Raw genomic sequence first — 26261 nt, forward strand, 5'->3', positions numbered from 1 at the left:
GAGCGGACGTTCGTCCGCCGTAGTGCTTATCGGGCGAGACGTCTTTCGATAGCGTCCATCAGCATGCCGGTGATCGAAATATCCGGGAAGGCGGCCTCGATCTCACGTACGCAGGTCGGGCTGGTGACGTTAATTTCCGTCAGACGGTCGCCAATGATATCCAGGCCAACGAAAATCAGGCCTTTAGCCTTCAGCGTCGGGCCGACGCGGCGGGCGATATCCCAGTCGCTTTCGGTTAGCGGGCGGGCTTCGCCGCGGCCGCCGGCAGCCAGATTGCCACGAGTCTCGCCGCCCTGCGGAATGCGCGCCAGGCAGTAAGGTACCGGCTCGCCATCCACCACCAGCACGCGCTTGTCGCCATCTTTAATGGCCGGCAGATAGTTCTGCGCCATGCAGTAGCGGCTGCCCAGCTCGGTCAGCGTCTCGGCGATCACGCCGAGGTTCGGATCGCCGGCTTTGACGCGGAAAATAGAGGCGCCGCCCATGCCGTCGAGCGGCTTCATGATGATATCGCCGTGTTTTTCCCAGAAGGCTTTAAGCTGGGCTTTATTGCGGGTGACCAGCGTTTCCGGGGTCAGTTCGGAGAACCAGGCGGTGAACAGCTTCTCGTTACAGTCGCGCAGGCTCTGCGGCTTGTTGACGATAAGCGTGCCTTTCTCTTCCGCTCGTTCCAGAATATAGGTCGCATAAATAAATTCGGTATCGAACGGTGGATCCTTACGCATCAGAATGACGTCAAGATCCGCCAGCGGCAGATCCTGCTCGCCGGTAAAGTCATACCATTTGTCGTAGTTCTGTTCGACGCTCAGTGTGCGCGTCCGGGCGCGGGCCTCGCCGTTGATCAAATAAAGGTCGTTCATCTCCATGTAATGGAGTTCATAGCCGCGACGCTGCGCCTCCAGCAACATAGCGAAGCTGGTGTCTTTCTTGATGTTGATGGTTGCGATGGGATCCATCACGATGCCGAGCTTGATCATGGTTCTTCTCCGTTAACGCCTCAACCTAAGTCGCCAAAACGCACCTGCAGGGCAGTAATGGCGGTGAGCGCAGTAGTCTCTGTACGCAGAACGCGCGGTCCCAACAGGATATCAGTAAACTGGTATTTCGCGGTCATTGCTATCTCTTCAGCCGACAGCCCGCCTTCCGGGCCAATCAGCAGACGGACGCGTTCAACCGGCAGCGGCAGCGTGTTAATGCTGGCGCTGGCGCGCGGGTGCAGGTTGAGCTTCAGCCCGCTGTCCTGCTCGGCGCACCACTCCTCCAGCTGCATCGCCGGACGAATTTCCGGTACCACGTTACGACCGCTCTGTTCGCAGGCGGCAATAGCGATTTTCTGCCACTGCTGGATCTTTTTCTGCAAACGTTCGGCGTCCAGTTTAACGCCGCAGCGCTCGGAAAACAGTGGCGTTATGAGGCTTACTCCGAGTTCGATCGATTTCTGGATGGTGAATTCCATTTTTTCGCCGCGGGACATCACCTGGCCTAAATGGATATGCAGCGGCGATTCCCGATCGTCGGGTTCGCCACTGAGGACTTCAACCGTGACGTTTTTCTTACCGGCCTCGGTAATGACGGCGTCAAACACCTGGTTACTGCCGTCGAATAGCTGAAGGTGCTGACCGGCGGTCATGCGCAGAACGCGCCCGACGTGGTTGGCCGCGTCATCGCTCAGCGCGATCAGGCTGCCGACAATGAGGCGTTCTGGATGATGGATGCGAGGAATGCGCATGCTTGATATTCCGTTCTTTGCGCAGATGCCAGCTTCCCGCCATTAGGCGGGAAGCACAGGGCTGCAAATTAACAATTGCCGCTAGTGTAGGTTAGCTCTTTTGCGCCTGGCAAGCCTGCTGGACATAAGGATTATGGTTGCCCTGCACTTTCGCGATGCGCTCATCGCGTTCACATTCCCAGGCGGTGACCGGATACTGTTTGTTCCAGGCGGTAAACAGCTGAGTTTGCTGGCGGGAAAGATTTAACTGGTAGCGGTCGCGCATATAGAAGTAGGTGCGGGCGATGGCGCCGCGGGCACGGGCAGGGGGCTCAGCGATTTTATCTTTAAAATCGACCTTCATGGTGCACTGGCCGTACTGGCCTTCACCGCCGTTCCACTGGCTGTACATAAAGTTGCCGCGATCGCCATTCACTTCTCCCACCGCCGGCTGCAGGTTGTGCATGTCGCTTTCCATCTTGCGGTACTCAGGATCTTTGGCGCAGTTTTTACGACCACCCTCCTGCCAGCACTGGCGCTGATGGCCGAACTGCCACGCCGGCACCACGTGTTCCCATTCAACCCGGCTGGCGCGGTTCTCATTTTTACGCACTTTATAGCCACAAGATTCCAGATCGATAACGCCTTTTTTACCCTGCCAGGCAATTTTACAGCCGCAGTAAAAGTCGCCGGGAACGTCGGCGTTTACTTTGACGCCAGCGGCCTTGGCCTGGGAAAAACTGGTAATTTCTGCGGCCGCAAGCGGGCCACTCACTGCCGTGCTCAATACTGCAACGGCTAAAACATGCATACGGGACATCGTTCACTCCGTGTCAAAACGAGCCCGCAACGTAGCGAATGAGGGTGCCGGATGCAATCAGTCAGATCAGAAAGTTTCTAATTAATTCCAATGGTTATTCTTCAGCCACCAGCAGATCGCCGCAGCGCACGCAGCGGTAAGTGGCTTCGCCGCGCACCACCCGGTTATGGCGACGGACGGTGAGCTGATGCTGCTGGCAGCGGCAGCGGTAGGGGAAGGTATTCTGGCGGACTGAATCGAGTTCAAAGCGATGGGTGCGACGTGCGGGAACGCCCAGCACGCCCTCCATCATCCATTTCCACTCTTTACCGTGCGGGGCTACCCGGCCAAAGTGTTGCCACACCAGCAGGTGCGCCAGCTCATGGGGCACCACTTCATCGATAAACGCCTGCTGATTTTCCAGCAGCAGCACCGGATTTAAACGAATTTCGTTTTTCTCCAGCCAGGCGGTGCCGGCGGAGGTACCGCGCTGCTGGTAGACCAACGTCGGCTCTGCGTAGCGGCGTTCCAGCTTGAGGTTCGCTTTGGCGAGATGCTCCCGCAGGCTGCGCATCACGGCCTGCTGAATAGCGATGGGAATACGGGGTGTTTTCATAGCACCAGAGGATAGTGCGGCGGAGGGGGGAGAGCAAGCGGAAGCTTCCTCCCGAAAGGGGAGGAAGCTCAGACGGATTAATCGCGGGCGCCGATCTCGCGCAGCGGACGACCCTGCATCAGGTTGCGTTCGATATGTTCCAGCGAGACGTTTTTGGTTTCCGGGATCAGCCACAGCGTCAGCAGAATAAACAGCACGTTCAGACCGCCGTAGACCCAGAAGGTGTTGGCGCTGCCCAGCGAATTGAGCATGGTCAGGAAGGTGGCGCCGACAATCATGTTGGCAATCCAGTTGGTCGCCGTTGAGCAGGTGATACCGAAGTCGCGGCCTTTCAGCGGCTGGATTTCGGAACACAGTACCCAAATCAGCGGGCCGGCGCTCATGGCGAAACCGACGATAAACATCAGCAGCATCAGGACGGCGATGTACTGGGCGGTTGAGGAGTGAATACCGATGTGCATCATGCTGCCCAGGACGCCCATACCCGCTGCCATGACGATAAAGCCAAGGATCAGCGTCGGTTTACGGCCCCAGCGGTCGACCAGACCGATGGCGATAAAGGTGGCCAGCACGTTAGTCAGACCGACAATGACCGTCCCCCACATCTGTTCGGTGGTGTTGGCGTAGCCTGCCAGCTCAAAGATCTTCGGCGCGTAGTACATGATGACGTTCATCCCGGTGAACTGCTGCATTACCTGCAGCAGAATGCCGAGGAACACCGCGCGGCGGAAGTTGCTGTTGTCTTTAAACAGCGACCAGCCGGACTGTTTTACCTTCAGGCTTTCGCGGATTTCGTCGAGCTCGCGTTTCGCTTCGGCGCTGGTATCGCGCAGGCGCAGCAGCACGCGCTCGGCATCGACAAAGCGGCGTTTGGCGGCGAACCAGCGCGGGCTGTCCGGCAGGAAGATAACGCCGATCAGCAGCAATACCGCCGGAATAATGATCACGCCGAGCATCCAGCGCCATGCGCCGCTGTAGCTAAAGGCGGTGTCGGAGAGGTAAGCGCCAAGGATCCCGATGGTGATCATCAGCTGGTACATGGAAATCATACTGCCGCGAATTTTCTCCGGAGCGATTTCCGATAGATACAGCGGCGCGGTGTATGAGGCGACGCCTACCGCCAGGCCCAGCAGCACGCGGGAAACCAGCAGGATCTCGACGTTTGGCGCGGCGGCGGAGAACAGAGAGCCGGCGACAAAGAGGATGGCGCCGATCATCAGGCTCTTTTTACGGCCCAGTTTGAAGGAGAGCCAGCCGCTGCCGACCGCACCGACGGCGGCGCCGAACATCATGGAGCTGACCACCCACTCCTGAGTGTGGGCGGAAATCTGGAACTCATTGGCAATAAAGGGTAAGGCACCCGCAATAACACCGATATCAAGGCCAAACAGCAGGCCAGCCAGCGCGGCGAGGAAACAGACGAAGAACGTCATGGTCTTGTTTGAACGCCCTTGTTTTTTGTTGTCAGGCATAACGCCCTCCAGTTGAGTTATTGATTCTGTCGATGGTTAGCGTAGGACACTCGTCGGTAAAAAAACGTGATTATAATCACGGCTGTGTAATCGTTTCCACAAAGGTAAAGAAACGTAATGCATTAAATGCTTTTTAAATCAGCAATATAAACAAGGATAGTCGACAATTTGAAAAACGGTAATCAGAGTTAACCGAAACAATATGTAACATTGTGAAAAACACCCCTATGAGATGACGCACGCAGGCAGCAATCGACCATTACCATAATGTAATCGCTTTCATTGAGATGTTGCGCTACGTTGAAGCAAGGTTCGGCAGGGAAGGTCAGGGAATAAAAAGGCCAGCGCGAGGCTGGCCTTAAAGAGAGGAAGCGGAGAGATTATTTCAGACCGGCCGCTTCGCGCAGCAGGGCCGCTTTGTCGGTTTTTTCCCAAGGGAAATGTTCGCGACCAAAGTGACCGTAGGCAGCGGTTTCTTTGTAGATCGGATGCAGCAGATCCAGCATCTGAATCAGGCCGTACGGACGCAGGTCGAAGAACTCGCGCACCAGCAGGGTCAGCTGTTCAGAAGGCACTTTTTCAGTACCAAAGGTTTCCACCATGATGGACGTCGGCTCTGCAACGCCGATGGCGTAGGAAACCTGAATTTCGCAACGGTCAGCCAGGCCTGCGGCAACGATGTTTTTCGCTACATAGCGAGCCGCATAGGCTGCAGAACGGTCAACTTTAGACGGATCTTTACCGGAGAACGCGCCGCCGCCGTGACGAGCCATGCCGCCGTAGGTATCGACGATGATCTTACGACCGGTCAGACCGCAATCGCCCATCGGGCCGCCGATGACGAAACGGCCGGTCGGGTTGATGAAGAATTTGGTGGACGCGCTCAGCCATTCGGTCGGCAGAATCGGTTTGATGATCTCTTCCATCACCGCTTCCTGCAGCGATTTCTGGTTGATATCTTCGGCGTGCTGCGTGGACAGCACCACCGCGTCGATGCCGACGATTTTGCCGTCGTCATACTGGAAGGTCACCTGGCTTTTCGCATCCGGACGCAGCCACGGCAGGGTGCCGTTTTTACGTACTTCAGCCTGGCGCTGCACCAGACGGTGAGCGTAGGTCACCGGCGCCGGCATCAGCACGTCGGTTTCGTTGGTGGCGTAGCCAAACATCAGCCCCTGGTCGCCTGCGCCCTGTTCCAGCGGATCGGCACGGTCAACGCCCTGGTTGATGTCCGGAGACTGTTTACCAATGGCGCTCAGTACGGCACACGAGTTGGCGTCAAAGCCCATATCGGAATGCACGTAGCCAATTTCGCGGACGGTGTTGCGGGTGATCTCTTCGATGTCAACCCATGCGCTGGTGGTGATTTCGCCGCCTACCAGCACCATGCCAGTTTTGACATAGGTTTCACATGCGACACGCGCTTTCGGATCCTGCTCGAGGATCGCATCCAGCACGGCATCGGAGATTTGGTCAGCAATTTTGTCAGGATGCCCTTCTGATACGGACTCAGACGTAAAAAGGTGTTTTGCCATATTTTATTTCACCTGTGGACGATTCGGATAGCTCATACTGTTGTGTAATGTGGCTTTGGTGGATAATCAGCGCAAAGCCGCGCAGGTAGCGACACGAGCAGTCTGAGTGTTAATCAGTATAGACGGATTAACTTCTGGACGGCCATTTTAGGTCAAATCTTGAGCCTATTTCCAGCCTTTTTTGATGGCGGTCGCATTTATCGAAAAACTCGCCTGGCAAAATTTCCTGACAACCGCGCAAACGGGCACATTTTTATTTTGCTTTTTACCCCGCTTCTCGGTATAAAACGCCGCGCGCGGCTCATTAAAAAAGCGCACGGGGCATGGCCCTGTGGTGCCACTTCCAGCCGGGTTAAGCAGTCTGTATTTACAGAATCTCGCAACGGCATAGCGCTTGTTGCCCGGTATGTATAGCTTTGGCTTGTCGCCGACCCTGTCGCAGGGCGGTGTGGAGGTGATACCAGATAATGAACCAACGTTTTTCGCTTGTTTCGTCGCGTCGTTCTGTCGCGCGTCAGCACTCCGCAACCTGCATCTCTCTCATGCAAACCAGCCGATGTTCACCCCATCTCGGCGCTTCTCAGGATTCCAGGGCCGGTCGGCCGTCAGAAAACTGAACAAGGGCGCTCTTGCCAGGCAAGAGTTTTCTCGTGGTTTCTCCGGACTGTCATACTCTGTTCGGCTACGTGTTTTACGATGATATGAATAAGAAACCGGTCGCGCAGTCGCAAAACCAGCAGATAGTGCTGGGCTTTAGGACTGTTCATGGGTTGTTATCGCATCTTTGGACTGCGATAGTAGTTAACTGTCTTACACTTATTATTAAAAATTGAGGTTCGCTATGTCTGACGACATGTCTATGGTTTCGCCTTCGTCAGCAGGCGAACACGGTGTACTACGTTCCATGCAGGAGGTAGCGATGAGCTCCCAGGAAGCCAGCAAGATGCTGCGTACTTATAATATTGCCTGGTGGGGCAATAACTATTATGACGTCAACGAACTGGGCCACATCAGCGTTTGCCCGGATCCGGACGTCCCGGAAGCGCGCGTTGATCTCGCTGAATTAGTCAAAGCGCGCGAAGCGCAAGGGCAGCGCTTGCCGGCGCTGTTCTGCTTCCCGCAGATCCTGCAGCACCGCCTGCGTTCAATCAACGCCGCGTTCAAGCGCGCGCGCGAATCCTACGGCTATAACGGCGATTACTTCCTGGTCTACCCGATCAAGGTGAACCAGCATCGTCGCGTCATCGAATCGCTGATCCATTCCGGCGAGCCGCTGGGTCTGGAAGCCGGTTCGAAAGCGGAACTGATGGCCGTGCTGGCGCACGCCGGGATGACCCGCAGCGTCATCGTCTGTAACGGTTATAAAGACCGCGAATACATCCGTCTGGCGCTGGTGGGCGAGAAGATGGGCCACAAGGTCTATCTGGTCATCGAGAAGATGTCGGAAATTGCCATCGTGCTGGAAGAAGCCGAGCGCCTGAACGTGGTGCCGCGCCTTGGCGTGCGTGCGCGTCTGGCCTCGCAGGGGTCCGGTAAATGGCAGTCCTCCGGCGGCGAGAAGTCTAAGTTCGGTCTCGCGGCCACCCAGGTTCTGCAGCTGGTGGAGATCCTGCGTGCCGCAGGGCACCTCGACAGTCTGCAACTGCTGCACTTCCACCTCGGCTCGCAGATGGCCAACATTCGCGATATCGCCACCGGCGTGCGTGAATCGGCGCGTTTCTACGTCGAGTTGCATAAGCTGGGCGTTAATATCCAGTGCTTCGACGTTGGCGGTGGCCTGGGTGTGGATTACGAAGGAACCCGCTCGCAGTCCGACTGCTCGGTGAACTACGGCCTGAACGAATACGCTAACAATATTATCTGGGCCATCGGCGACGCCTGCGAAGAGAACGGCCTGCCGCACCCGACGGTCATCACCGAGTCCGGCCGCGCGGTGACCGCGCACCACACCGTGCTGGTTTCCAATATCATCGGCGTGGAGCGCAACGAATACACCGAGGCGACCCCGCCGGCGGAAGACGCCGCGCGTCCGCTGCAGAGCATGTGGGAAACCTGGCTGGAGATGCACGAAACCGGCAATCGCCGCTCGCTGCGCGAATGGCTGCACGACAGCCAGATGGACCTGCACGATATCCATATCGGCTACTCCTCCGGCACTTTCAACCTGCAGGAGCGCGCCTGGGCAGAACAGCTGTATCTGAACATGTGTCATGAAGTGCAGAAGCAACTCGACCCGAGCAACCGCGCTCATCGTCCGATTATCGATGAGCTGCAGGAGCGCATGGCGGATAAAATCTACGTCAACTTCTCGCTGTTCCAGTCGATGCCGGATGCGTGGGGGATCGATCAGCTGTTCCCGGTGATGCCGCTGGAAGGGCTGAACAAGTCGCCGGAACGCCGCGCGGTGCTGCTGGACATCACCTGCGACTCTGACGGCGCCATCGATCACTACGTGGACGGCGACGGGATCGCCACCACCATGCCGATGCCGGAATATGACCCGGAGAACCCGCCGATGCTGGGCTTCTTTATGGTCGGCGCCTATCAGGAAATCCTTGGCAACATGCACAACCTGTTCGGGGATACCGAGGCGGTGGACGTGTTTGTCTTCCCTGACGGCAGCGTTGAGGTTGAGCTGTCCGACGAGGGCGATACCGTGGCGGATATGCTGCAGTACGTGCAGCTGGATCCAAACACGCTGCTGACCCAGTTCCGCGATCAGGTGAAAAACACCGGCCTGGACGACGCGCTGCAGCAGCAATTCCTCGAAGAGTTCGAGGCGGGTTTGTACGGGTACACTTATCTGGAAGACGAGTAGCCGCTGATGCCCGGTGGCGCTGCGCTGACCGGGCCTGCGTATGTCGGCCGCATAAGGCGAAGCCGTCATCCGGCAGACGGCGATACTCACTTGAACCCGTATGCATTACCGGCGATAATTCACGCCAATAAGCGATTTATCTATCAAACCCTTCCTCGTCGGGCCTAACGACGCGGAGGGGTTTTTTTATACTTATTTTTTACGTTCCACGACTGTGAAAAGAGGTCATATCCATGAGCACTTTAGGTCATCAATACGATAACTCCCTGGTATCCAATGCCTTTGGCTTCCTGCGTTTACCAATGAATTTCATGCCTTACGACAGCGATGCTGACTGGGTCATCACCGGCGTACCGTTCGATATGGCGACCTCCGGGCGCGCAGGCGGCCGTCATGGCCCGGCGGCGATCCGTCAGGTGTCCACCAATCTCGCCTGGGAGCACAATCGTTTTCCGTGGAACTTCGACATGCGTGAACGCCTGAACGTGGTTGACTGCGGGGATCTGGTGTACGCCTTCGGCGACGCGCGCGAAATGAGCGAGAAGCTGCAGGCCCACGCCGAGAAGCTGCTGGCGGCCGGCAAGCGCATGCTCTCCTTTGGCGGCGACCACTTTGTTACGCTGCCGCTGCTGCGCGCCCACGCCAAACACTTCGGTAAAATGGCGCTGGTGCACTTCGATGCCCACACCGATACCTACGCCAACGGCTGCGAGTTCGACCACGGCACCATGTTCTACACCGCGCCGAACGAAGGGCTTATCGATCCCAACCACTCCGTACAGATCGGTATTCGCACCGAATTCGATAAAGATAACGGTTTCACCGTGCTTGATGCGGGCCAGGTTAACGACCGCAGTGTCGATGACGTGATTGCCCAGGTGAAGCAGATCGTTGGCGATATGCCGGTGTACCTGACCTTTGATATCGACTGCCTGGATCCGGCGTTTGCGCCAGGAACCGGTACCCCGGTGATCGGCGGGCTGACTTCCGACCGAGCGATCAAGCTGGTGCGCGGCCTGAAGGATCTGAACATCGTCGGGATGGACGTGGTGGAAGTCGCCCCGGCCTACGATCAGTCCGAAATCACCGCCCTGGCGGCGGCGACTCTGGCGCTGGAGATGCTGTACATCCAGGCGGCGAAGAAGGGCGAATAAATCTGTTCCCGTCATATTTCAAGTTGCATAGGCGTGGGCAATAACTCGGCCCATCCCTGGGCCTCGTCCTTACAGGGCCAGCGCAAGCGCTGTTCAAAACGGCTAGCCGTTTTGTCCTGCAACTTATTTAGGGTATAGACGCGTTTACTGCTGCTGCGCGACGCATACGCAGCAGCAGTGCGCCGCCGGCGCACAGCGTAATCAGCTGCGATGCCACCAGTACGGAAAAACCTGAACTGACCGATCCCACTGATTTCATTACCACTCCCATCAGCAGCGGAATAAACGCCGCGCAGATGTTGCCAATGCCGTTAATGATGCCATAGGCGCTGCCTACCGCTTCGCGCGGGGCGTGATGCTGAACCACCGCGGGGATCGCTGCCCCCTGTAATCCCCAGAACACGTTCGCCGCCAGCATAAACAGCGCCAGCATCGCCGGCTGTTCGCTGAGGATTAGCGCCAGCACGGAACCGGCGGTGAGTAGACCGCCAATAATAAACAACAGCGGCGCCTGCTCCGGGCGCATTTTGTCGAGGAGCACGCCGCCAAGGAACTTTGAGCCCAGGCTTAACAGAAAGGGGACAGCCGCCAGCAGGCCGGTGGCCTGTAGCGAGAAATGATGCTCATCGCGCAGCCAGGCTGGCAGCCAGGCGCTACTCCCCCACAGATAACTGAGGGTGGCAATTTCTATCAGCAGGATCCAGCCAAGCAGCGGCGTACGCCAGGCGAGGGCAAAAGTTTGGCTAAAGCCAGGCTTCGCGCGCTGTGCAGTCACTTTTGGCGCGGGGAGAAACCGCCAGATTAACCCGCCGCCGAGCAGGAGATTCATCAGCGCCAGCGCATAGAAGGAGCCGATCCAGCCAACGTGCGCCATCAGCCAGGTGACCAGTGGGAAGCCTACCGCTAGCCCCAACGATACGCCAAGGGCGGTTACCGCATTCGGTTTGCCGATTTCATCGGCGGCAAAGTTGTCGTTGATAAAGCGTGTTTTCAGTGAAAACAGCGGTCCCTCCGCCACGCCAAGCACGATGCGCGCGATCAACATTCCCACCAGTGAACCGAGTAATGGGGAAATGGCGCACACCAGCGCCCATATAACAATGCTGATTAACAGCCCCTGACGATAATGCCATCTACTTTCTATAACTGGTGTTAATAATAATGCCGAAAACCCATAACCCAGAAGAAAGCATGTCATTAGCATGCCTTGTAACATTCTGTTTTCATTTAACTGGAAATGGGCAGCGAATTCCGGGTTAAGGATCATCACCGAGATATTTACCCGATCGACGTAGGAAATAATTATTAACAAAAGTAATGCTATTACCCCTTGCCATCTTGCCGCCATTCGTTGTCTCCACGCTTAATTTAATGATTGCCAGTTATTATTTTTTAACGCCAGAAATAGTTACGTGAGTAAAATGGTTCACCTGTGAAACTCATTGTTTTTAAATGATTAAATAAAGAGTTGTTTCATGGGTGAAACACCATGGTTTCCGCTGCTGCCCATTTTTAATGATCGATTTGAAAAGAAGTCAATAGTCGTATGTGAAATTTAAATCGGAATTTTTATTTATAATGGATCACCGCTTTAAATATCATCATTTCATCTGAATGCAGTTTTTCGTGATCAATTGCACACTTAGCTAATTTAAAAGCCATTCATTAACAAGTTCGTCACATTAACGCTTGACGAAACATTCGCCGCTTTTATATTGGTCGTATTAAATAAGAAACACAGTTTCATATATGAAACAACGGCCTGGAGGATTGCGATGAGCTGGATAGGCGTATGTGACGCGGAGCAAGTACAAGAAGATTTTCCATATAGCGGCAATATCGACGGTAAGGAGATCGGCATTTATCTGATTGATGGTGAATATTACGCGCTGGAAGACGTTTGTCCTCACGCCTATGCGCTACTGAGCCAGGGCTTTGTCGAAGATGGCAAAGTGGAATGCCCGTTGCATGAGGCGGTATTCGACGTGAAAACCGGCCAGTGCCTGCATGGCCCCGGCGGTCGCAACCTTAATCGTTACCCGGTGCGGGTATACGACAATCAGATCCAGATTACCTTTATCGAGGAGAACGTGGCATGAGCGAATCCCTGGATTTCAACCCGGCGCTACCGGAAAGCCGCCAGTTTACGCCACCGGCGGAAGGCGGAAACGGCAATATCCATAAGCCCGGCGACTATCACAATCTGATCTGGCAAACCCGCAGCCGGGTGCCGGAAAACTGGGAACTGCAGCTTATCGCCACCCTGGAAACGTTGTTCGAGCAGGGCGCGGAAAGCCTCGGTGAGCTGGTGAACGGCCTCAATGGCGTCAGGATGCATGACCAACAGGGCGAACCGTGGAGCGAAAGCAGCTTCCAGGCATTTTTACAGGTTAACGGCTACTGAGGACACAGCGATGACGACAACGGTACAAAACTATCTTGATAAAGGACTGCGCGGCCTGTGGTATCCGGTGCTGGCGAGCTGGGAAGTGCAGTCTGCGCCGGTAGGCATTACCCGTCTCGGCGAGCAGATCGTGGTCTGGCGGAATAAAGACGGTCAGGTGCAGGCCCTGGAAGACCGCTGCCCGCATCGCGGCGCGCGCCTGTCGATGGGCTGGAACTTAGGCGATCGTATCGCCTGCTGGTATCACGGCGTGGAAGTCGCCGGCAACGGCGAAGTCAAAGACGTCCCGGCGGTTGACCGCTGCCCGCTGGTCGGCCAGCAGTGCGTGCGCAGCTACAACGTGCAGGAAGCGCACGGGGCAATCTTCCTGTGGTTCGGCGTCACCGCCGACCAGCAGTCTGATGAACTGAGCTTCCCGGAGGAGCTGGCCGACCACAAAAAATACAGTCACTTCCTGTGCACCGCGGCGTGGAAATGCAACTACCAGTACGCGCTGGAAAACGTGATGGACCCGATGCACGGTACCTATCTGCACTCGTCATCGCACTCGATGGCGGAAGGCGATCGCAAAGCCGATATGGTGCTGCAGCCGACGAAAACCGGCTTTATCTTCGAGAAAAAAGGGCAGAGCGGCGTCAACTTTGACTGGGTTGAACTGGGCAACAGCGGCGCCTACTGGATGCGCCTGTCTATTCCGTACAAAAAGCGTTTCGGGCCGGGCGGCCACTTCTGGATCGTCGGCATGGTGGTTCCGGAAGATAACGACAACTGCCGCGTTTTCTTCTGGCGCATCCGCGGCGTACAGGGCTGGCAGCGCGATCTGTGGCGCTTTATGTACCGCAACCGTCTGGAAAAACTGCACTGGGAAGTACTGGAGCAGGATCGCGTGGTGCTGGAGAGCCTGGCGCCGAACGCCCGCGATCATGAATACCTTTATCAACATGACGTCGGTTTGTCCCGCCTGCGCCGCATGATGCAGAAAGCGGCGAAAGAGCAGTTAGCGCTCCGCGAAGCGCAGCAGGGTGCCGCCTGATGAACGGCCTGCTAAACGGTAAACGTATTGTCGTCACCGGCGCGGCGCGCGGCCTGGGCTACCACTTTGCCGAAGCCTGCGCCGCGCAGGGCGCGACGGTGGTGATGTGCGACATCCTGCAGGGGGAGCTGGCGGAAAGCGCTCATCGCCTGCAGCAGAAGGGCTATCAGATCGAATCCCACGCCATCGATCTTGCCAGTCAAGCGTCGATCGAGCAGGTCTTCAGCGCCATCGGTGCGCAGGGGCCTGTCGATGGCTTAGTCAATAACGCGGCGATGGCCACCGGCGTCGGCGGTAAAAATATGATCGATTACGATCCGGACCTGTGGGATCGGGTGATGACGGTCAATGTCAAAGGCACCTGGCTGGTGACCCGCGAGGCGGTACCGCTGCTGCGCGAAGGGTCGGCGATCGTCAACGTCGCTTCGGATACCGCGCTGTGGGGCGCGCCGCGGCTGATGGCCTATGTCGCCAGTAAGGGCGCGGTGATTGCGATGACCCGTTCCATGGCCCGCGAACTGGGTGAAAAGCGGATCCGTATCAACGCCATCGCGCCGGGACTGACCCGCGTTGAGGCCACGGAATACGTTCCCGCCGAGCGTCATCAGCTGTATGAGAACGGCCGCGCGCTCAGCGGCGCGCAGCAGCCGGAAGATGTCACCGGCAGCGTGGTCTGGCTGCTGAGCGATCTTTCGCGCTTTATCACCGGCCAGCTGATCCCGGTCAACGGCGGTTTTGTCTTTAACTAACAAGTGAGGCGGTATGGCGAACGATCAGGAAGTGAAGTACCTGGTACCGGGTCTGGAGCGCGGTTTACAACTGCTGCTGGCGTTTGGCGAACAGCATCGCGATCTGACCTTTGCCGAGCTGCATCGGCTGGTGGATATGCCGAAAGCGACCGCCTATCGCGTGGTGCAGACGCTGGAATATATGGGCTTTCTCGAGCGTAACGCCCGCACCAATACCTTTTCGCTGGGCATGAACGTACTGCGTCTGGGCTTTGAATATATCGCCTCCCTGGATGTCGCTCAGGTGGGTCAGCCGGTCATCGAGCAACTGCGCGATATCAGCCAGTGCAGCAGCCATCTGGCGATCCGCGACGGCCGCGACATTATCTACATCGCCCGCGTCAGCGCCGCCGGTTCGCGTATCAACCAGGTCAGCGTCGGAACGCGGCTACCGGTGCACTGCACCTCGCTTGGTCGCATGCTGCTGACCGATGTTTCTCGCAGCGAGTTTGAACAATTGTTCCCGGATGAACGGCTGCCGGGCAATACGCCGGGCCAGTTGCATGACCGCGAAGCGCTGTGGCAGATGGTGCAGCAGGATAAAGCTCGCGGCTACGTGATTGGCGAATCGTTCTACCGCCACGGCATCTCATCGATTGTCTATCCGGTCTTTGACCGCAGCGGCCGGGTGGCGGCGGTCGTCAGCATTCTGGTGCCGTCGGACGAGATCCCGCAAAGCGATCGCGAGCGGTTGCAGAACGACGTCAGTATGGCGGCGGACAAAATTTCCGGCTTCCTCGGATATTTGTCACAGGCAAGTTAAATCAACAACTTAACAGCAGGCGCTTGATTGCGTCGGGCATGTCTTACGCCCAAATTCGGGCGACTGAACGGTAAAGAGGCGACGAATAATGAGTATTACCGGAATTGAAAAGCTGGAATTTGGCGTAGACGACCTGAACCACTGCGCCAAATTTATGCGCGATTTTGGCCTGACCGCCGACGCCAGCGGCCGCGCGTTTGCCACCCTTAGCGGCGCGCGGGTCGAACTTAACCCAACCGATGCCGCTGACTTACCGCCAGCTTTTGAGGCGGGCAACACCCTGCGTCGCATGACCTGGGGCGTGGCGGATCGGGCGACGCTGGATGCGCTGCGCCCGAAGCTGGAACGTCAGCCCGGTTTCCGTGAAATCGATGGCGCGCTGGAGTGTCGTGACCCTAACGGTATGACGCTGCGGGTGCAGGTTAGCCAGCAAACAGCGGTGGAACTGAACGTCGAGCCGATTAACCAGTGGGGCGATGTGCGTCGCATCGACACTCCGAGCCCGGTATACGACCGCGCGCAGCCCATTAATGTCGGCCACGTCGTATTCTTTGTTGAAGAGCTGGCGGCGGTGGAAAGTTTCTATCGCGAAGTACTCGGCTTCCAGGTGTCAGACCGTTACATCAATCGCGCGGTGTTCCTGCGCTGCGGCGTGCGCGGCGGCCACCATAACCTCTTCTTATTGCAGTTGCCCAACCGCAAGCGCGGGCTAAACCACGTCGCGTTTACCGTACGGGATATTCATGAAGTGATCGGCGGCGGCATTGCGATGAATAAAAACGCGTGGAGCACTTTTATCGGTCCAGGTCGCCATCCGGTCTCCTCGGCCTACTTCTGGTATGTCAACAGCCCGACCGGCGGCGCTTTTGAGTACTACACCAACGATGATTATCTGACGGAAAACTGGCAGCCGCGCGAGCTGGAGCATTCACTCGTGTCCTTTACCGAATGGGCGGTGGAAGGCGGTATCGATCACGATACCCGTCGCCAGCAGAAAAAACCGGAGGCGGTATGACGGCGCGGATAGTCATTATCGGCGGCGGCCAGGCTGGCGGCTGGGCAGCGAAAACGCTGCGTGATGAAGGGTTTAGCGGCGAGATTTGCGTGGTTGCCGAAGAGCAATGGGATTTTTACGAGCGCCCGCCGTTGTCGAAGGCGGCGTTGCTGGAGGCCGAACCGGCGCTGCCGCGGTTATTTAGCGCCGAGGCGCAGCAGGCGCTGAACCTACGCTGGTATCGCCCGCTGCGTGCGGATTCGATCGATCGGCAAAATAAAACCGTGGCGCTGAGCAACGGTGAAACGCTGGCATATGACCAACTGTTGATCGCCACCGGCGGCCGGGCGCGACTGCCGTCCGAGGGCTGGGCGCAGCATCCGCAGGTTTATACCCTGCGCCACTGGCAGGACGCGCAGCGTCTGAAGCAGCGGCTGGCATCGGCAACGCGGCTGGCGATCGTTGGCGGCGGCTGGATTGGCCTCGAAATCGCCGCCTCGGCGCGCAAAAGCGACGTGGCCGTAACCCTTTACGAGCAGCAGCCGGCGCTGTGCATGCGCTCGGTCAGTATGGAGGTCTCGCAGGCGCTGGCGCAACTACATCGCCAGCAGGGCGTTGAGATTCGCGGCGGCTGCGGCGCGCTGGAGCTGGAAGATGATAACGGCCTGCCGACTCTGCACTGCGACGGCCAGCGGGAAACCTTCGATGCGGTAGTGGTGGGGATCGGCGTCGATCTGAATCTCGAACTGGCGCGCGATGCCGGGCTCACTGTCGATCGCGGGATTGTCGTTAATGCCCAGGGGCGCAGTAACGATCCGGCGATTTTCGCCGCTGGCGATGTCGCTCAGCACCATCAGTACGGCTTGTGCATTCAGTCGTGGGCCTTTGCGCAAAATCAGGCCATCGCAACGGCGAAAGCGATGCTCGATCCGCAGGCCAGCGGCTACGACGAGGCGCCCTGGCTGTGGTCGGATCAATACGATCGCAATATCCAGATCCTCGGGATCCCGCAGGCGGGCAGCCGCACCATTGTGCGTGACGAGCCGCAGGGCGCGATCTACTTCTCCCTGAATGCCGATGGACGCTTAACTCAGCTGGTGGCCTTCAATAATGCACGTATCGTGAAGCTGGCGAAGCGCTGGATGGCGGCGGGAAGGGATCTCTCTAACGTCCCGCTCGCTGACCCGACTTTCTCGCTGATGTCATTGCGATAAGTAACGCGAACCCTTAAGGGGGAGAAATGACCACATTAGAGACCAACGCCGCGCCTGCAGAGGCGAGCGGCGAGGGCGTCCGCACGCCTGAAAAAGCAGTTCGTTGGGCCATTCCGCTGTCCCTGCTGGCCTGCGTGCTGCTGGCTTTTTTCGACAAAATCAGTATCGCCGCGCTGTTTTCCGATAGTCACTTCCAGCAGGCGATGGGCATCGATTTCGACACCACCCGGCTGGGCATTCTGATGAGCGCCTTTTTGCTGAGTTACGGCTTCTCGTCAGTGTTATTAAGCGGCCTTGGCGACCGGATTGCGCCGCTGCGTCTGCTGACTGGAATGATGGTGGTGTGGTGCATCCTGATGGTGATCATGGGTTTCACCCACAACTACGCGCTGATGGTGATGCTACGCGTCCTGTTGGGCATCGCCGAAGGGCCGCTGTTCCCGCTGGCGTTTGCCGTGGTGCGCCACACCTTCCCGCAGCGGCTACAGGCCCGCGCCACCATGCTGTGGCTGCTCGGCACGCCGGTTGGCGCAGCGTTGGGATTCCCGCTGTCAATTTGGCTACTTAATACTTTCGGCTGGCAGAGCACATTTTTCGTGATGGCGATGCTGACGGTACCGGTGCTGATTTTTGTGCGCATCGGGCTGCGCGGCGTGCAACTGGAGGCGAGAGCGAGCAGCGATAAAACCTCGCAGGAAGCGCGCCGCAGCGCGCGTCGCGAGCTCTTTGTGAGTCCGCATTTTTGGATGATCTGCATCTTCAACATCGCCTTTCTCGCCTATCTGTGGGGGATCAACGGCTGGCTGCCGGGCTACCTGATTAAAGGTAAAGGCATTCATCTGGAACACGCCGGCTGGCTGTCGTCGATGCCGTTTATCGCCATGTTGCTAGGCGAAATTATCGGCGCCTGGCTGTCCGACCGCGTCGATAGGCGCGCCGCCGCCTGCTTTATTTCCCTGGCAGGCGCGGGTATTGGCCTGGCGGCAGTGATGCATTTCACCACGCCGCTGCCGGTAATCGCGGCGATGAGCTTTAGCACCTTTATGTGGGGCACCGGCGCGCCGAACATTTTCGCCCTACTGGCTAAAGCGACCCATCCACGGGTCAGCGCCACGGCGGGGGGGATTTTCAACGGGCTGGGAAACTTTGCCGGGGCGCTATCGCCGGCGGTGATGGGCGCGCTTATCGCCTTCACCCATAGCATGGATTCCGGCCTGATTTTTCTGGCAGTGATGGCGGCGGTGGGCTGCGCCCTGTTACTGCCGCTGCTGAGACGTTACTGAGGATAAAACGATGACTGATTCAACCGTAACTGCAAAACAGAGTTTGAAACCTGACCATTTGACGATGGAAGAGTGGGTGGAGTCGCGTATCGCGCGCTTCGAAGGCCGTAAATACGACTGGAATGCGCTGAAATTCCAGGCCGATTTCGACCCCAAATATCGCCGCGCGCAGATGCGCTACATCGGCACCGGCGCCACCGGCGTCGCCAGCGATACCAACACCGTTCCGGCGGAGCACTTCACCTTTTCCACCATGGTGTTGCCGTCCAAATGTGAAGGCCCGCTGCATCTGCATGATGACGTAGAAGAGGTGTTCTTCATGCTCAAAGGGCAGATCACCCTGATGATTCAGGATGGCGACAACTATACCGAAACGGTACTGCGCGAACGCGATCTGATCTCGGTGCCGCCTGGAATTTACCGCGGTTTGTTTAACCACGGCGAAGAGGAGGCGCTGATGTGCGTGATGCTGGGCACGCCGAAACCGCATGTTCCGACTTATCCGGAAGATCATCCGCTGTCAAAAGTGAAGCGTAACTAAGGAGCGATGATGACGGGTTTTCGTGAACAAGGATGCGGGGTACCGCTGACGCTGCTGCACGGCATCAGTTCCGGCGCAGCCTCCTGGCATAAACAGATGGCGCTGCCCGGCTACCGCGTCCTGGCCTGGGATATGCCCGGTTATGGCGAAAGCCCGATGCTTGCGGCGGCGCCGGCGGATGCTGGCGATTACGCTGACGCGCTGGCGCTGATGCTGGACCGTGCCGGGGTAGAACAAACCGTACTGGTCGGCCATTCGCTGGGCGCGTTGGTGGCGGCTGCCTTCGCCGCGAAATATCCGCAGCGGGTGCTTTATCTGGTGCTGGCCGACGTCGCGCAGGGCTACGGTCAGGCGGAGGTCGCACAGCGGGAAAACGTCTGGCTAGGGCGTCAGCAGCAGATAGCGCAAGGCGGCGAGGCGATGGCCCAGGGGCGAGCGGCAAAACTTCTGCGCCCTGGCGCGCGCGAAGCTGATGTGGCGACGGTGGCGGCGGGGATGCGCAGGCTACGCCGCGACGGTTATCTCGCCGCGGCCTGGATGCTGGCTCATGACGACATTCACCGTTGGCTCGCCGACTATCGCGGTCGTCTCTCCGTGTGGTGTGGCGAGCAGGATGCCATTACCCAACCGGAGTTAGTGCAGGGAGTGGCGCTGCGTTACGGCGCTCCTTACATCGCTATCCCGCAGGCTGGGCATGCCTGCTATCTCGATAACGAAATCTTTTTTAATCAACAGCTTTTACGCATAGGGGAAGAGGTGCGCGATGAATGCACAAATTGAAGGACGCGTCGCGGTAGTCACCGGCGGTTCGTCAGGAATCGGCTTTGAAACGCTGCGCCTGTTGCTAGGCGAAGGGGCGAAGGTCGCCTTTTGCGGCCGCAACCCGGATCGTCTGGCCAGCGCCTATGCAGCACTGCAAAACGAATATCCAGAAGGCGAGGTGTTCTCCTGGCGCTGTGACGTACTGAACGAAGCGGAAGTTGAGGTGTTCGCCGCCGCGGTCGCCGCGCGTTTCGGCGGCGTCGATATGCTGATTAATAACGCCGGCCAGGGCTATGTCGCCCACTTCGCCGATACGCCACGCGAGGCCTGGCTGCACGAAGCCGAACTGAAACTGTTCGGCGTGATTAACCCGGTAAAGGCCTTTCAGTCGCTGCTTGAGGCGTCGGATATCGCCTCGATTACCTGTGTGAACTCGCTGCTGGCGTTACAGCCGGAAGAGCACATGATCGCCACCTCTGCCGCCCGCGCCGCGCTGCTCAATATGACGCTGACTCTTTCGAAAGAGCTGGTGGATAAAGGCATTCGAGTGAATTCCATTCTGCTGGGGATGGTGGAGTCCGGGCAGTGGCAGCGCCGTTTTGAGAGCCGAAGCGATAAGAGCCAGAGTTGGCAGCAGTGGACCGCCGATATCGCCCGTAAGCGGGGGATCCCGATGGCGCGTCTCGGTAAGCCGCAGGAGCCAGCGCAAGCGCTGCTATTCCTCGCTTCGCCGCTGGCCTCCTTTACCACCGGCGCGGCGCTGGACGTTTCCGGCGGTTTCTGTCGCCATCTGTAAGGAAAGATGATGAAAAAGGTCATGTTAATTGGCTATGGCGCGATGGCCCAGGCGGTGATTGAACGCCTGCCGCCGCAGGTGAGGGTGGAGTGGATCGTGGCGCGCGAATCGCATCACGCAGCGATCTGCCTGCAGTTTGGTCAAACGGTGACGCCGCTTACCGATCCGCTGCAATGCGGTGGGACGCCGGATCTGGTGCTGGAATGCGCCAGTCAGCAGGCGGTCGCGCAGTACGGCGAAGCGGTGCTGGCGCGCGGCTGGCATCTGGCGGTGATCTCGACCGGTGCGTTGGCGGACAGCGAACTGGAACAGCGTTTACGCCAGGCGGGTGGCAAGCTGACGCTGCTGGCTGGCGCGGTGGCCGGAATAGATGGCCTGGCGGCGGCGAAAGAGGGGGGGCTTGAACGAGTGACCTATCGGTCGCGTAAAAGCCCGGCCAGTTGGCGCGGTAGCTATGCTGAACAGCTTATCGACCTCAGCGCGGTCAATGAAGCGCAGATTTTCTTTGAGGGCAGCGCCCGCGAGGCGGCCCGGTTATTCCCTGCGAATGCCAACGTGGCGGCAACCATCGCGCTGGGCGGTATCGGCCTTGACGCGACCCGGGTACAGCTGATGGTCGATCCGGCTACGCAACGCAACACCCATACGCTACACGCCGAAGGATTGTTCGGCGAGTTTCACCTGGAGCTGAGCGGCCTGCCGCTCGCCAGCAATCCGAAAACATCGACCCTCGCGGCACTGAGCGCGGTACGCGCCTGCCGTGAACTGGCATAACGCAGAGAGGCTGAGATGGACGAATTAGACATTTTTATCGGCGGCCAGTGGCGTCGCGGCGGCGGCAATTTGATGCACAGCCAGTTTCCGGCGGATGGCGCTATTAACGCGGCGCTGCATGCGGCAAGCCTCGATGATCTGCAGGAGGCGATCGACTGTGCCGACCGCGCCTGGCGGGAGCCAACGTGGCGGGCGATGCTGCCGCATCAGCGGGCGAAGATCCTGCATAAGGTCGCGGAACTGATAGAGGTGCAACTTGATGAGTTAAGCCAAAAGCAGAGCCGCGATAACGGTAAGCCGCTGGCGGAGGCGCGGGGACTGGTGATGAGCGCGGCGGGGACGGCGCGCTATTTTGCCGCCGCCTGTGAACTGCTGGAGGGCGAGCTGCCGACGCCGCGGCAGGCGGATCTATTGACCCTGAGCCGCTATGAGCCGCTGGGCGTGGTGGCGGCGATCACCCCGTGGAACTCGCCGATCGCCAGCGAAATGCAGAAGGTGGCCCCGGCGATCGCCGCCGGAAATGCGGTGATCCTCAAACCGGCGGAAGCCACGCCGCTGATGGCGCTGGAGCTGGCGAAGATCTTTGAGCAGGCCGGTTTACCCGCCGGACTGCTGAGCGTGCTGCCGGGTAAAGGATCGATTATCGGCGATGCGCTGGCCCGCCATCCTAAGGTGCGCAAAATTTCCTTTACCGGCGGCACCACCACCGGACGTCACCTGGCGCATGTGGCGGCGGAAAAACTGATCCCGGCGTCGCTGGAGCTGGGCGGCAAATCACCGACCATCGTGCTGGAAGATGCCGATATCGAACAGGCGGCGCGGGGCATCTGCTACGGCATTTTCAGCTCCGGCGGCCAGGCCTGTATTGCCGGCTCGCGGCTGTTTGTTCATGACAGAGTGTACCCGCAATTAATGGCCCGCCTGCTGGAGTTAACCCAAGGGCTGCGGGTTGGTCACCCGTTCAACGCTGGCACCCACGTCGGGCCGCTGATCAACGATAAACACCGCCAGAGCGTGCAGGAGTACGTCGAGCTGGCGAAACGCGAAGGCGGCAGGGTGCTATGCGGCGGCGAGATCCCGGCGGATCCGGCACTGGCGGCAGGCAGCTATTTCCTGCCGACCATCATTGAAGGGCTGAACAATCAGGCCCGCGTTTGCCAGGAAGAGATCTTCGGGCCGGTACTGGTGGCGATGCGTTTTCGCGATGAAGCGGCGTTAATCCGTGAGGCCAATGATTCGGTCTTTGGGCTGGCGGCGGGGATCTGGACGCGCGATACCGGCCGCGCGCTGCGTCTGAGCGAGCAGCTGGAAGCCGGTACGGTGTGGATCAACACCTACAAAGTTTTCTCCATTTCGACCCCGTTTGGGGGCTTTAAAGAGAGCGGTCTGGGCCGCGAAAAAGGGATCCAGGGGCTGAAGGCCTGGATGCAGCAAAAGAGCATTTATCTGGCGACGGGTAATAGCGTCAACCACTGGTGCGACTGAGAAAGGGTGAGCAATGAGCGAAATGATAACCGTCGGCGATGCCATCGCCAGAACGCTGGAGCAGTATCACGTTGAAGCCATTTATGGCGTCATTTCTATCCATAACCTGCCGATCGCCGATGCCGTCGGCCAGCGGGAAAAAATCCGCTTTGTTCCGGCGCGAGGTGAAGCGGGCTCGGTGACCATGGCTGACGCCCACGGCCGTTTTTCAGGGCTCGGCGTGGCGCTGACCAGTACCGGCGCGGGGGCGGGTAATGCGGTCGGCGCGCTGGTTGAGGCGATGAACGCCGGTACGCCGCTGCTGCACCTGACCGGACAGGTCGAAAAAGCCTGGCTGGACGCCGACACCGGTTTTATTCACGAAACCCGCGATCAGTTGACCTTTCTGAAAGCCAGTTCGAAGCGCGCTTACCGCATTAGCAACGCCAACCAGGCGGTGGCTATCCTGCATAAGGCGATTCAGGAGGCGCAGACGCCGCCGTGCGGCCCGGTCTCGGTGGAGATCCCAATCGACATTCAGAGCGCCAAAATACCGTTTTCACTGCTGACCGCGCCGCTGAAACGCGCTCCGGCGGTTGAGCCGGAACCGGCGATGGTCGATGCGCTGTGGGCGCAGCTTAAGCAGGCGAAGCGGCCCTTGCTGTGGCTTGGCGGCGGCGCGTTAGAGAGCGGCGAGGCGGTGAAGACGCTGGCGGATGCCGGGGTGACGGTGATCTCCAGCACCCACGGCCGCGGCATTCTGGCAGACAGCCATCGCGCCAGCTTGCGCGCGTTTCATAATTCTCCCTCGGTTGAAGCGCTGATTTCACAATGTGATTTCACACTTGTGGCCGGTTCCCGGCTGCGCAGCAACGAAACGCGCTCGTGGACGCTGGCGCTGCCCACGCCGAGGGTGCAGATTGATATCGACCCGGCGGCGGCCAGCCGTAACTACCTGATGGACAACACGCTGGTGGCGGACTGCCGCGCTTTATTAGACGCGCTGGCGAAGCGGGTACAGGGCCGGATGTGGGGCGATGCGCATTGGGATAGCCAACTTAAAGCGGCGGTAGAGGCGGCGGAGCAGGGGCTGCGCGACCAGTGCGGCGCTTACGCTAAATTGAATGACGCGATTGCGCAGGCGCTGCCCGATGACGGCATTCTGGTGCGCGATATTACCGTTTCCGGCAGCCTGTGGGGCAGCCGTCTGTTCCGCGCTCACGGTCCGCTGATGAATATCCATTCTCTGGCCGGAGCCATCGGTATGGGGCTGCCGATGGCGGTGGGCACCGCGATTGCCAATCCGCAACGGAAAGTGGTCGGCCTGGTCGGCGACGGCGGCCTGAGCCTGAACCTTGGCGAAGTGGCGACTCTGGCGCAGGAGAAGGCCAACGTGACGCTGTTGATTATGAACGACGGCGGCTACGGCGTAATGCGCGGTATTCAGGATAAGTACTTTGGCGGTCGCCAGTATTACAACGAGCTGCACACGCCGGACTTTACCCTGCTGGCGCAGGCGATGGGTCTGCAGGCGTGGAGCGTGGATCGGGCTGAGGATTTTCAGGCGGTGATGACCGAGGCGCTGGCGATGCCGGGGCCATCGGTGGTGGAAGTGAAGATGGGCCAGATTGGCGCGCTGCGCTTTGCCGGCCCGCCGCAGAAGACGCTGTATTAATGATAACCCAGTGACCCCAACCCTCTCCCTTCCGGGGAGAGGGTACCGTACGGCACAGGGGGTTAATCAAGGCGCCGGACGGTTGCTCCTGCGCGCCGGGAGAGGGCCGACCCGCAGGAGAGGGTTCATGACGTGCTTAAAACACGTTAAACGGATATTCGACGTAGAACCGCACTTCATTGCCGCTGACGTTATAGTCGCTGGCGTTGCTGGAAACCCGCAGTACCGAATACCGGAGTCTGAATTTCAAATCTTTCGCCGCCCCGTTTTGCACCTGGTATTGAACCTGATTGAACCATTCGTGTTCTTTGCCGTTGCTGGTCTCTGACGTTTTAATGTTATCCCCGCGCACGTAGGCGGTGGTCCAGGTCAGCCCCGGTAGCCCCAGCCCGGCAAAATCCAGTCCGTACGATGCCTGCCAGGAACGTTCATCTTCCCCGTTAAAATCAGACCAGTAGGAGTTGGCCAGCCAGATGGTGTTCCCGCCATCGCCGACGCCGCCCTGGTTCTGGTAGCCGCCATAGTGGTAGCCGGTGCTGCCGCTGCTTTGCTGGTAAGCGACTTTAAAGGTGTGAATATCCCAGATATAGCTGGCGGCCAGACTCCAGATGTTGTTACTGCGTCCGGTGTCATTGGCATCGGCATATTCTTGATCCAGACGTGAGTGATAGCCGTTGAAATCGAGAATCAGCTGCTGGCTGGCGGCGAACGGCTGCTTAAAGTTGAGGCCAAGATACTGTTTGTTCAGCACATCTTCGACATGCGACGCGTACAGCGCGCCGCTGAGCTGGTCGTTGAACCGGTAGCTTGCCCCGCCGAAGGTGAGGCTTTTCAGACCGCTGTTGTGGCTGTCGTCACTTTTACGCTGCTGATCGGTCAGGTAGCCGGCGTTAATGTCCAGACCGTCGATTTCTCTTGAGGTCAGCATGGTACCGGTATAGCTCTCGTACAGCAGCCGCGAGTCGTCGGCGTAGACGATGGGCAGCATTGGGCGCTGGCTGCCGTAGCTGAGCACGGTATTCGAAAAGCGCATTTTGCCGGTGGCGCCGAATTTCGCGAGGTCGGATTTTGCCCGGCCGTCGTCATCCTGGGCGAAAAAGTCGATACCGCCCGCGCCGCTACGGCCGCGGCCGCCGTCGAGGCGCACGGCGTACTGCGCAATGCCGTCAACGCCGAAGCCGACCGGCCCTTGAGTAAAGCCGGACTCGAAGGTGGCGATAATTCCCTGGCCCCATTCGGCTTTATCCGGCAGCCCATCGCGATAATCGCGTTTGATATAAGCGTTACGTAAAAAGAGATCCAGATGACTGTCGTCAATAAAGCCCTGGCTGGTCGATTGTTGGCTGGCGAAAGCCGGTGCGGCGGCAATAATGCCAAGTGCGATGAATGGTAATTCTTTTTTCACTGAGGGCACTTCTCTGTCTGTCGATATATTCAAGGGAATCACTGCAATCGCGATATTCTCCTGAAATAATGTCGAAAGCAATCATTGTGTGAGCAATGGTATCGGCAGGAAACAAGCGGTGTGGCGCGCGCTGGCTGCGTTTGGCGAAGAGGGGTGGACTATTTAATATTTGGTCGAACCCGGTTCTGAAAGGCGGATTGCGTACGCCGTTTTTCATTTACCAAATAATATATTGCTGAGTAACAGCATATAAAATAATTGGC

General features: G+C 58.4%; 25 protein-coding genes. 17 read left to right on the forward strand and 8 right to left on the reverse strand.

What is annotated here, in order from left to right:
* Positions 1 to 26: 26 nt before the first annotated feature.
* The 6 genes from gshB to metK form a co-directional block, all read right to left on the reverse strand.
* Positions 27 to 977 carry a glutathione synthase gene (gene gshB, locus KHQ24_RS16120; protein ID WP_004205176.1) on the reverse strand — a complete coding sequence of 317 codons (951 nt, stop codon included), beginning with the start codon at positions 975 to 977 and terminating at the stop codon, positions 27 to 29.
* A gap of 20 nt (positions 978 to 997) precedes the next feature.
* Positions 998 to 1729, reverse strand: coding sequence for a 16S rRNA (uracil(1498)-N(3))-methyltransferase (rsmE, locus tag KHQ24_RS16125; RefSeq protein ID WP_049092316.1), 732 nt, complete (start codon positions 1727 to 1729; stop codon positions 998 to 1000).
* 91 nt (positions 1730 to 1820) lie between these two features.
* Positions 1821 to 2528 carry a deoxyribonuclease I gene (gene endA / locus KHQ24_RS16130; RefSeq protein ID WP_004205174.1) on the reverse strand — a complete coding sequence of 236 codons (708 nt, stop codon included), beginning with the start codon at positions 2526 to 2528 and terminating at the stop codon, positions 1821 to 1823.
* Between the two features lie 94 nt (positions 2529 to 2622).
* Entirely contained in the window at positions 2623 to 3123 is a 501-nt protein-coding gene (locus KHQ24_RS16135; protein WP_004205173.1) for a SprT family zinc-dependent metalloprotease, read from the reverse strand.
* Between the two features lie 77 nt (positions 3124 to 3200).
* Positions 3201 to 4595, reverse strand: coding sequence for a sugar porter family MFS transporter (locus KHQ24_RS16140; RefSeq protein WP_004205171.1), 1395 nt, complete (start codon positions 4593 to 4595; stop codon positions 3201 to 3203).
* 380 nt (positions 4596 to 4975) lie between these two features.
* Complete coding sequence (gene metK, locus KHQ24_RS16145; protein ID WP_064150875.1) at positions 4976 to 6130, reverse strand: methionine adenosyltransferase; 1155 nt, start codon at positions 6128 to 6130, stop codon at positions 4976 to 4978.
* Between the two features lie 701 nt (positions 6131 to 6831).
* Here metK and yqgB point away from each other — a divergent pair.
* The 3 genes from yqgB to speB all read left to right on the forward strand — a co-directional run bounded on the left by yqgB (position 6832) and on the right by speB (position 10102).
* Complete coding sequence (yqgB, locus tag KHQ24_RS16155; protein WP_002916578.1) at positions 6832 to 6963, forward strand: acid stress response protein YqgB; 132 nt, start codon at positions 6832 to 6834, stop codon at positions 6961 to 6963.
* An 8-nt stretch (positions 6964 to 6971) separates the two neighbouring features.
* Positions 6972 to 8948 carry a biosynthetic arginine decarboxylase gene (gene speA / locus KHQ24_RS16160; RefSeq protein ID WP_004205167.1) on the forward strand — a complete coding sequence of 659 codons (1977 nt, stop codon included), beginning with the start codon at positions 6972 to 6974 and terminating at the stop codon, positions 8946 to 8948.
* A gap of 233 nt (positions 8949 to 9181) precedes the next feature.
* Complete coding sequence (speB, locus tag KHQ24_RS16165; RefSeq protein ID WP_004205166.1) at positions 9182 to 10102, forward strand: agmatinase; 921 nt, start codon at positions 9182 to 9184, stop codon at positions 10100 to 10102.
* Between the two features lie 127 nt (positions 10103 to 10229).
* On the opposite strand, the gene KHQ24_RS16170 is transcribed toward speB, so the two are convergent.
* Entirely contained in the window at positions 10230 to 11450 is a 1221-nt protein-coding gene (locus tag KHQ24_RS16170; RefSeq protein WP_049004127.1) for an MFS transporter, read from the reverse strand.
* Between the two features lie 427 nt (positions 11451 to 11877).
* Between KHQ24_RS16170 and KHQ24_RS16175 the strand changes: the two genes are divergently transcribed.
* The 14 genes from KHQ24_RS16175 (at position 11878) to KHQ24_RS16240 (ending at position 24593) form a co-directional block, all read left to right on the forward strand.
* On the forward strand, positions 11878 to 12201 hold the full coding sequence (locus KHQ24_RS16175; protein WP_004151769.1) for a Rieske (2Fe-2S) protein: 324 nt from the start codon (positions 11878 to 11880) through the stop codon (positions 12199 to 12201).
* The gene (locus KHQ24_RS16180; RefSeq protein ID WP_004144765.1) at positions 12198 to 12506 is read left to right on the forward strand and encodes a recombinase-like helix-turn-helix domain-containing protein; all 309 of its coding nucleotides are present in this window, start codon (positions 12198 to 12200) and stop codon (positions 12504 to 12506) included. The genes KHQ24_RS16175 and KHQ24_RS16180 overlap by 4 nt, the downstream gene beginning before the upstream one ends.
* Before the next feature lie 10 nt (positions 12507 to 12516).
* Positions 12517 to 13539: an aromatic ring-hydroxylating oxygenase subunit alpha gene (locus KHQ24_RS16185; RefSeq protein WP_211777354.1), complete on the forward strand. Its 1023-nt coding sequence runs from the start codon at positions 12517 to 12519 to the stop codon at positions 13537 to 13539.
* Positions 13539 to 14288 (forward strand): SDR family oxidoreductase, encoded by a 750-nt coding sequence (locus KHQ24_RS16190; protein WP_057212961.1) that lies wholly within the window; start codon positions 13539 to 13541, stop codon positions 14286 to 14288. Before KHQ24_RS16185 ends, KHQ24_RS16190 begins: the two co-directional genes overlap by 1 nt.
* Before the next feature lie 13 nt (positions 14289 to 14301).
* A complete protein-coding gene (locus KHQ24_RS16195; RefSeq protein WP_004205158.1) occupies positions 14302 to 15090 on the forward strand; it encodes an IclR family transcriptional regulator in 789 nt (262 codons plus the stop codon).
* Between the two features lie 88 nt (positions 15091 to 15178).
* The gene (locus tag KHQ24_RS16200; RefSeq protein WP_064178210.1) at positions 15179 to 16105 is read left to right on the forward strand and encodes a VOC family protein; all 927 of its coding nucleotides are present in this window, start codon (positions 15179 to 15181) and stop codon (positions 16103 to 16105) included.
* A complete protein-coding gene (locus KHQ24_RS16205) occupies positions 16102 to 17298 on the forward strand; it encodes an NAD(P)/FAD-dependent oxidoreductase (protein ID WP_064795031.1) in 1197 nt (398 codons plus the stop codon). Before KHQ24_RS16200 ends, KHQ24_RS16205 begins: the two co-directional genes overlap by 4 nt.
* Positions 17299 to 17324: 26 nt before the next feature.
* On the forward strand, positions 17325 to 18581 hold the full coding sequence (locus KHQ24_RS16210) for an MFS transporter (protein ID WP_004205154.1): 1257 nt from the start codon (positions 17325 to 17327) through the stop codon (positions 18579 to 18581).
* Between the two features lie 10 nt (positions 18582 to 18591).
* The gene (locus KHQ24_RS16215; protein ID WP_025999198.1) at positions 18592 to 19122 is read left to right on the forward strand and encodes a cupin domain-containing protein; all 531 of its coding nucleotides are present in this window, start codon (positions 18592 to 18594) and stop codon (positions 19120 to 19122) included.
* Positions 19123 to 19131: 9 nt separating this feature from the next.
* Positions 19132 to 19902 carry an alpha/beta fold hydrolase gene (locus KHQ24_RS16220; RefSeq protein WP_064150872.1) on the forward strand — a complete coding sequence of 257 codons (771 nt, stop codon included), beginning with the start codon at positions 19132 to 19134 and terminating at the stop codon, positions 19900 to 19902.
* Positions 19886 to 20680 carry an SDR family oxidoreductase gene (locus tag KHQ24_RS16225; RefSeq protein ID WP_194007119.1) on the forward strand — a complete coding sequence of 265 codons (795 nt, stop codon included), beginning with the start codon at positions 19886 to 19888 and terminating at the stop codon, positions 20678 to 20680. The genes KHQ24_RS16220 and KHQ24_RS16225 overlap by 17 nt, the downstream gene beginning before the upstream one ends.
* A 9-nt stretch (positions 20681 to 20689) precedes the next feature.
* Positions 20690 to 21454 (forward strand): aspartate dehydrogenase, encoded by a 765-nt coding sequence (locus KHQ24_RS16230; RefSeq protein WP_017899778.1) that lies wholly within the window; start codon positions 20690 to 20692, stop codon positions 21452 to 21454.
* Positions 21455 to 21469: 15 nt separating this feature from the next.
* Positions 21470 to 22939 carry an aldehyde dehydrogenase gene (locus KHQ24_RS16235; protein WP_004205148.1) on the forward strand — a complete coding sequence of 490 codons (1470 nt, stop codon included), beginning with the start codon at positions 21470 to 21472 and terminating at the stop codon, positions 22937 to 22939.
* A gap of 13 nt (positions 22940 to 22952) precedes the next feature.
* Complete coding sequence (locus KHQ24_RS16240; protein WP_211777355.1) at positions 22953 to 24593, forward strand: thiamine pyrophosphate-binding protein; 1641 nt, start codon at positions 22953 to 22955, stop codon at positions 24591 to 24593.
* Between the two features lie 136 nt (positions 24594 to 24729).
* Here KHQ24_RS16240 and KHQ24_RS16245 read toward each other — a convergent pair whose 3' ends face one another.
* The gene (locus KHQ24_RS16245; protein WP_211777356.1) at positions 24730 to 25998 is read right to left on the reverse strand and encodes an OprD family outer membrane porin; all 1269 of its coding nucleotides are present in this window, start codon (positions 25996 to 25998) and stop codon (positions 24730 to 24732) included.
* Between the last annotated feature and the right edge of the window lie 263 nt (positions 25999 to 26261).

This window comes from Klebsiella sp. 54 (assembly GCF_018223875.1).
In the GTDB taxonomy this organism is placed as follows: Bacteria; Pseudomonadota; Gammaproteobacteria; order Enterobacterales; family Enterobacteriaceae; genus Klebsiella; species Klebsiella quasipneumoniae.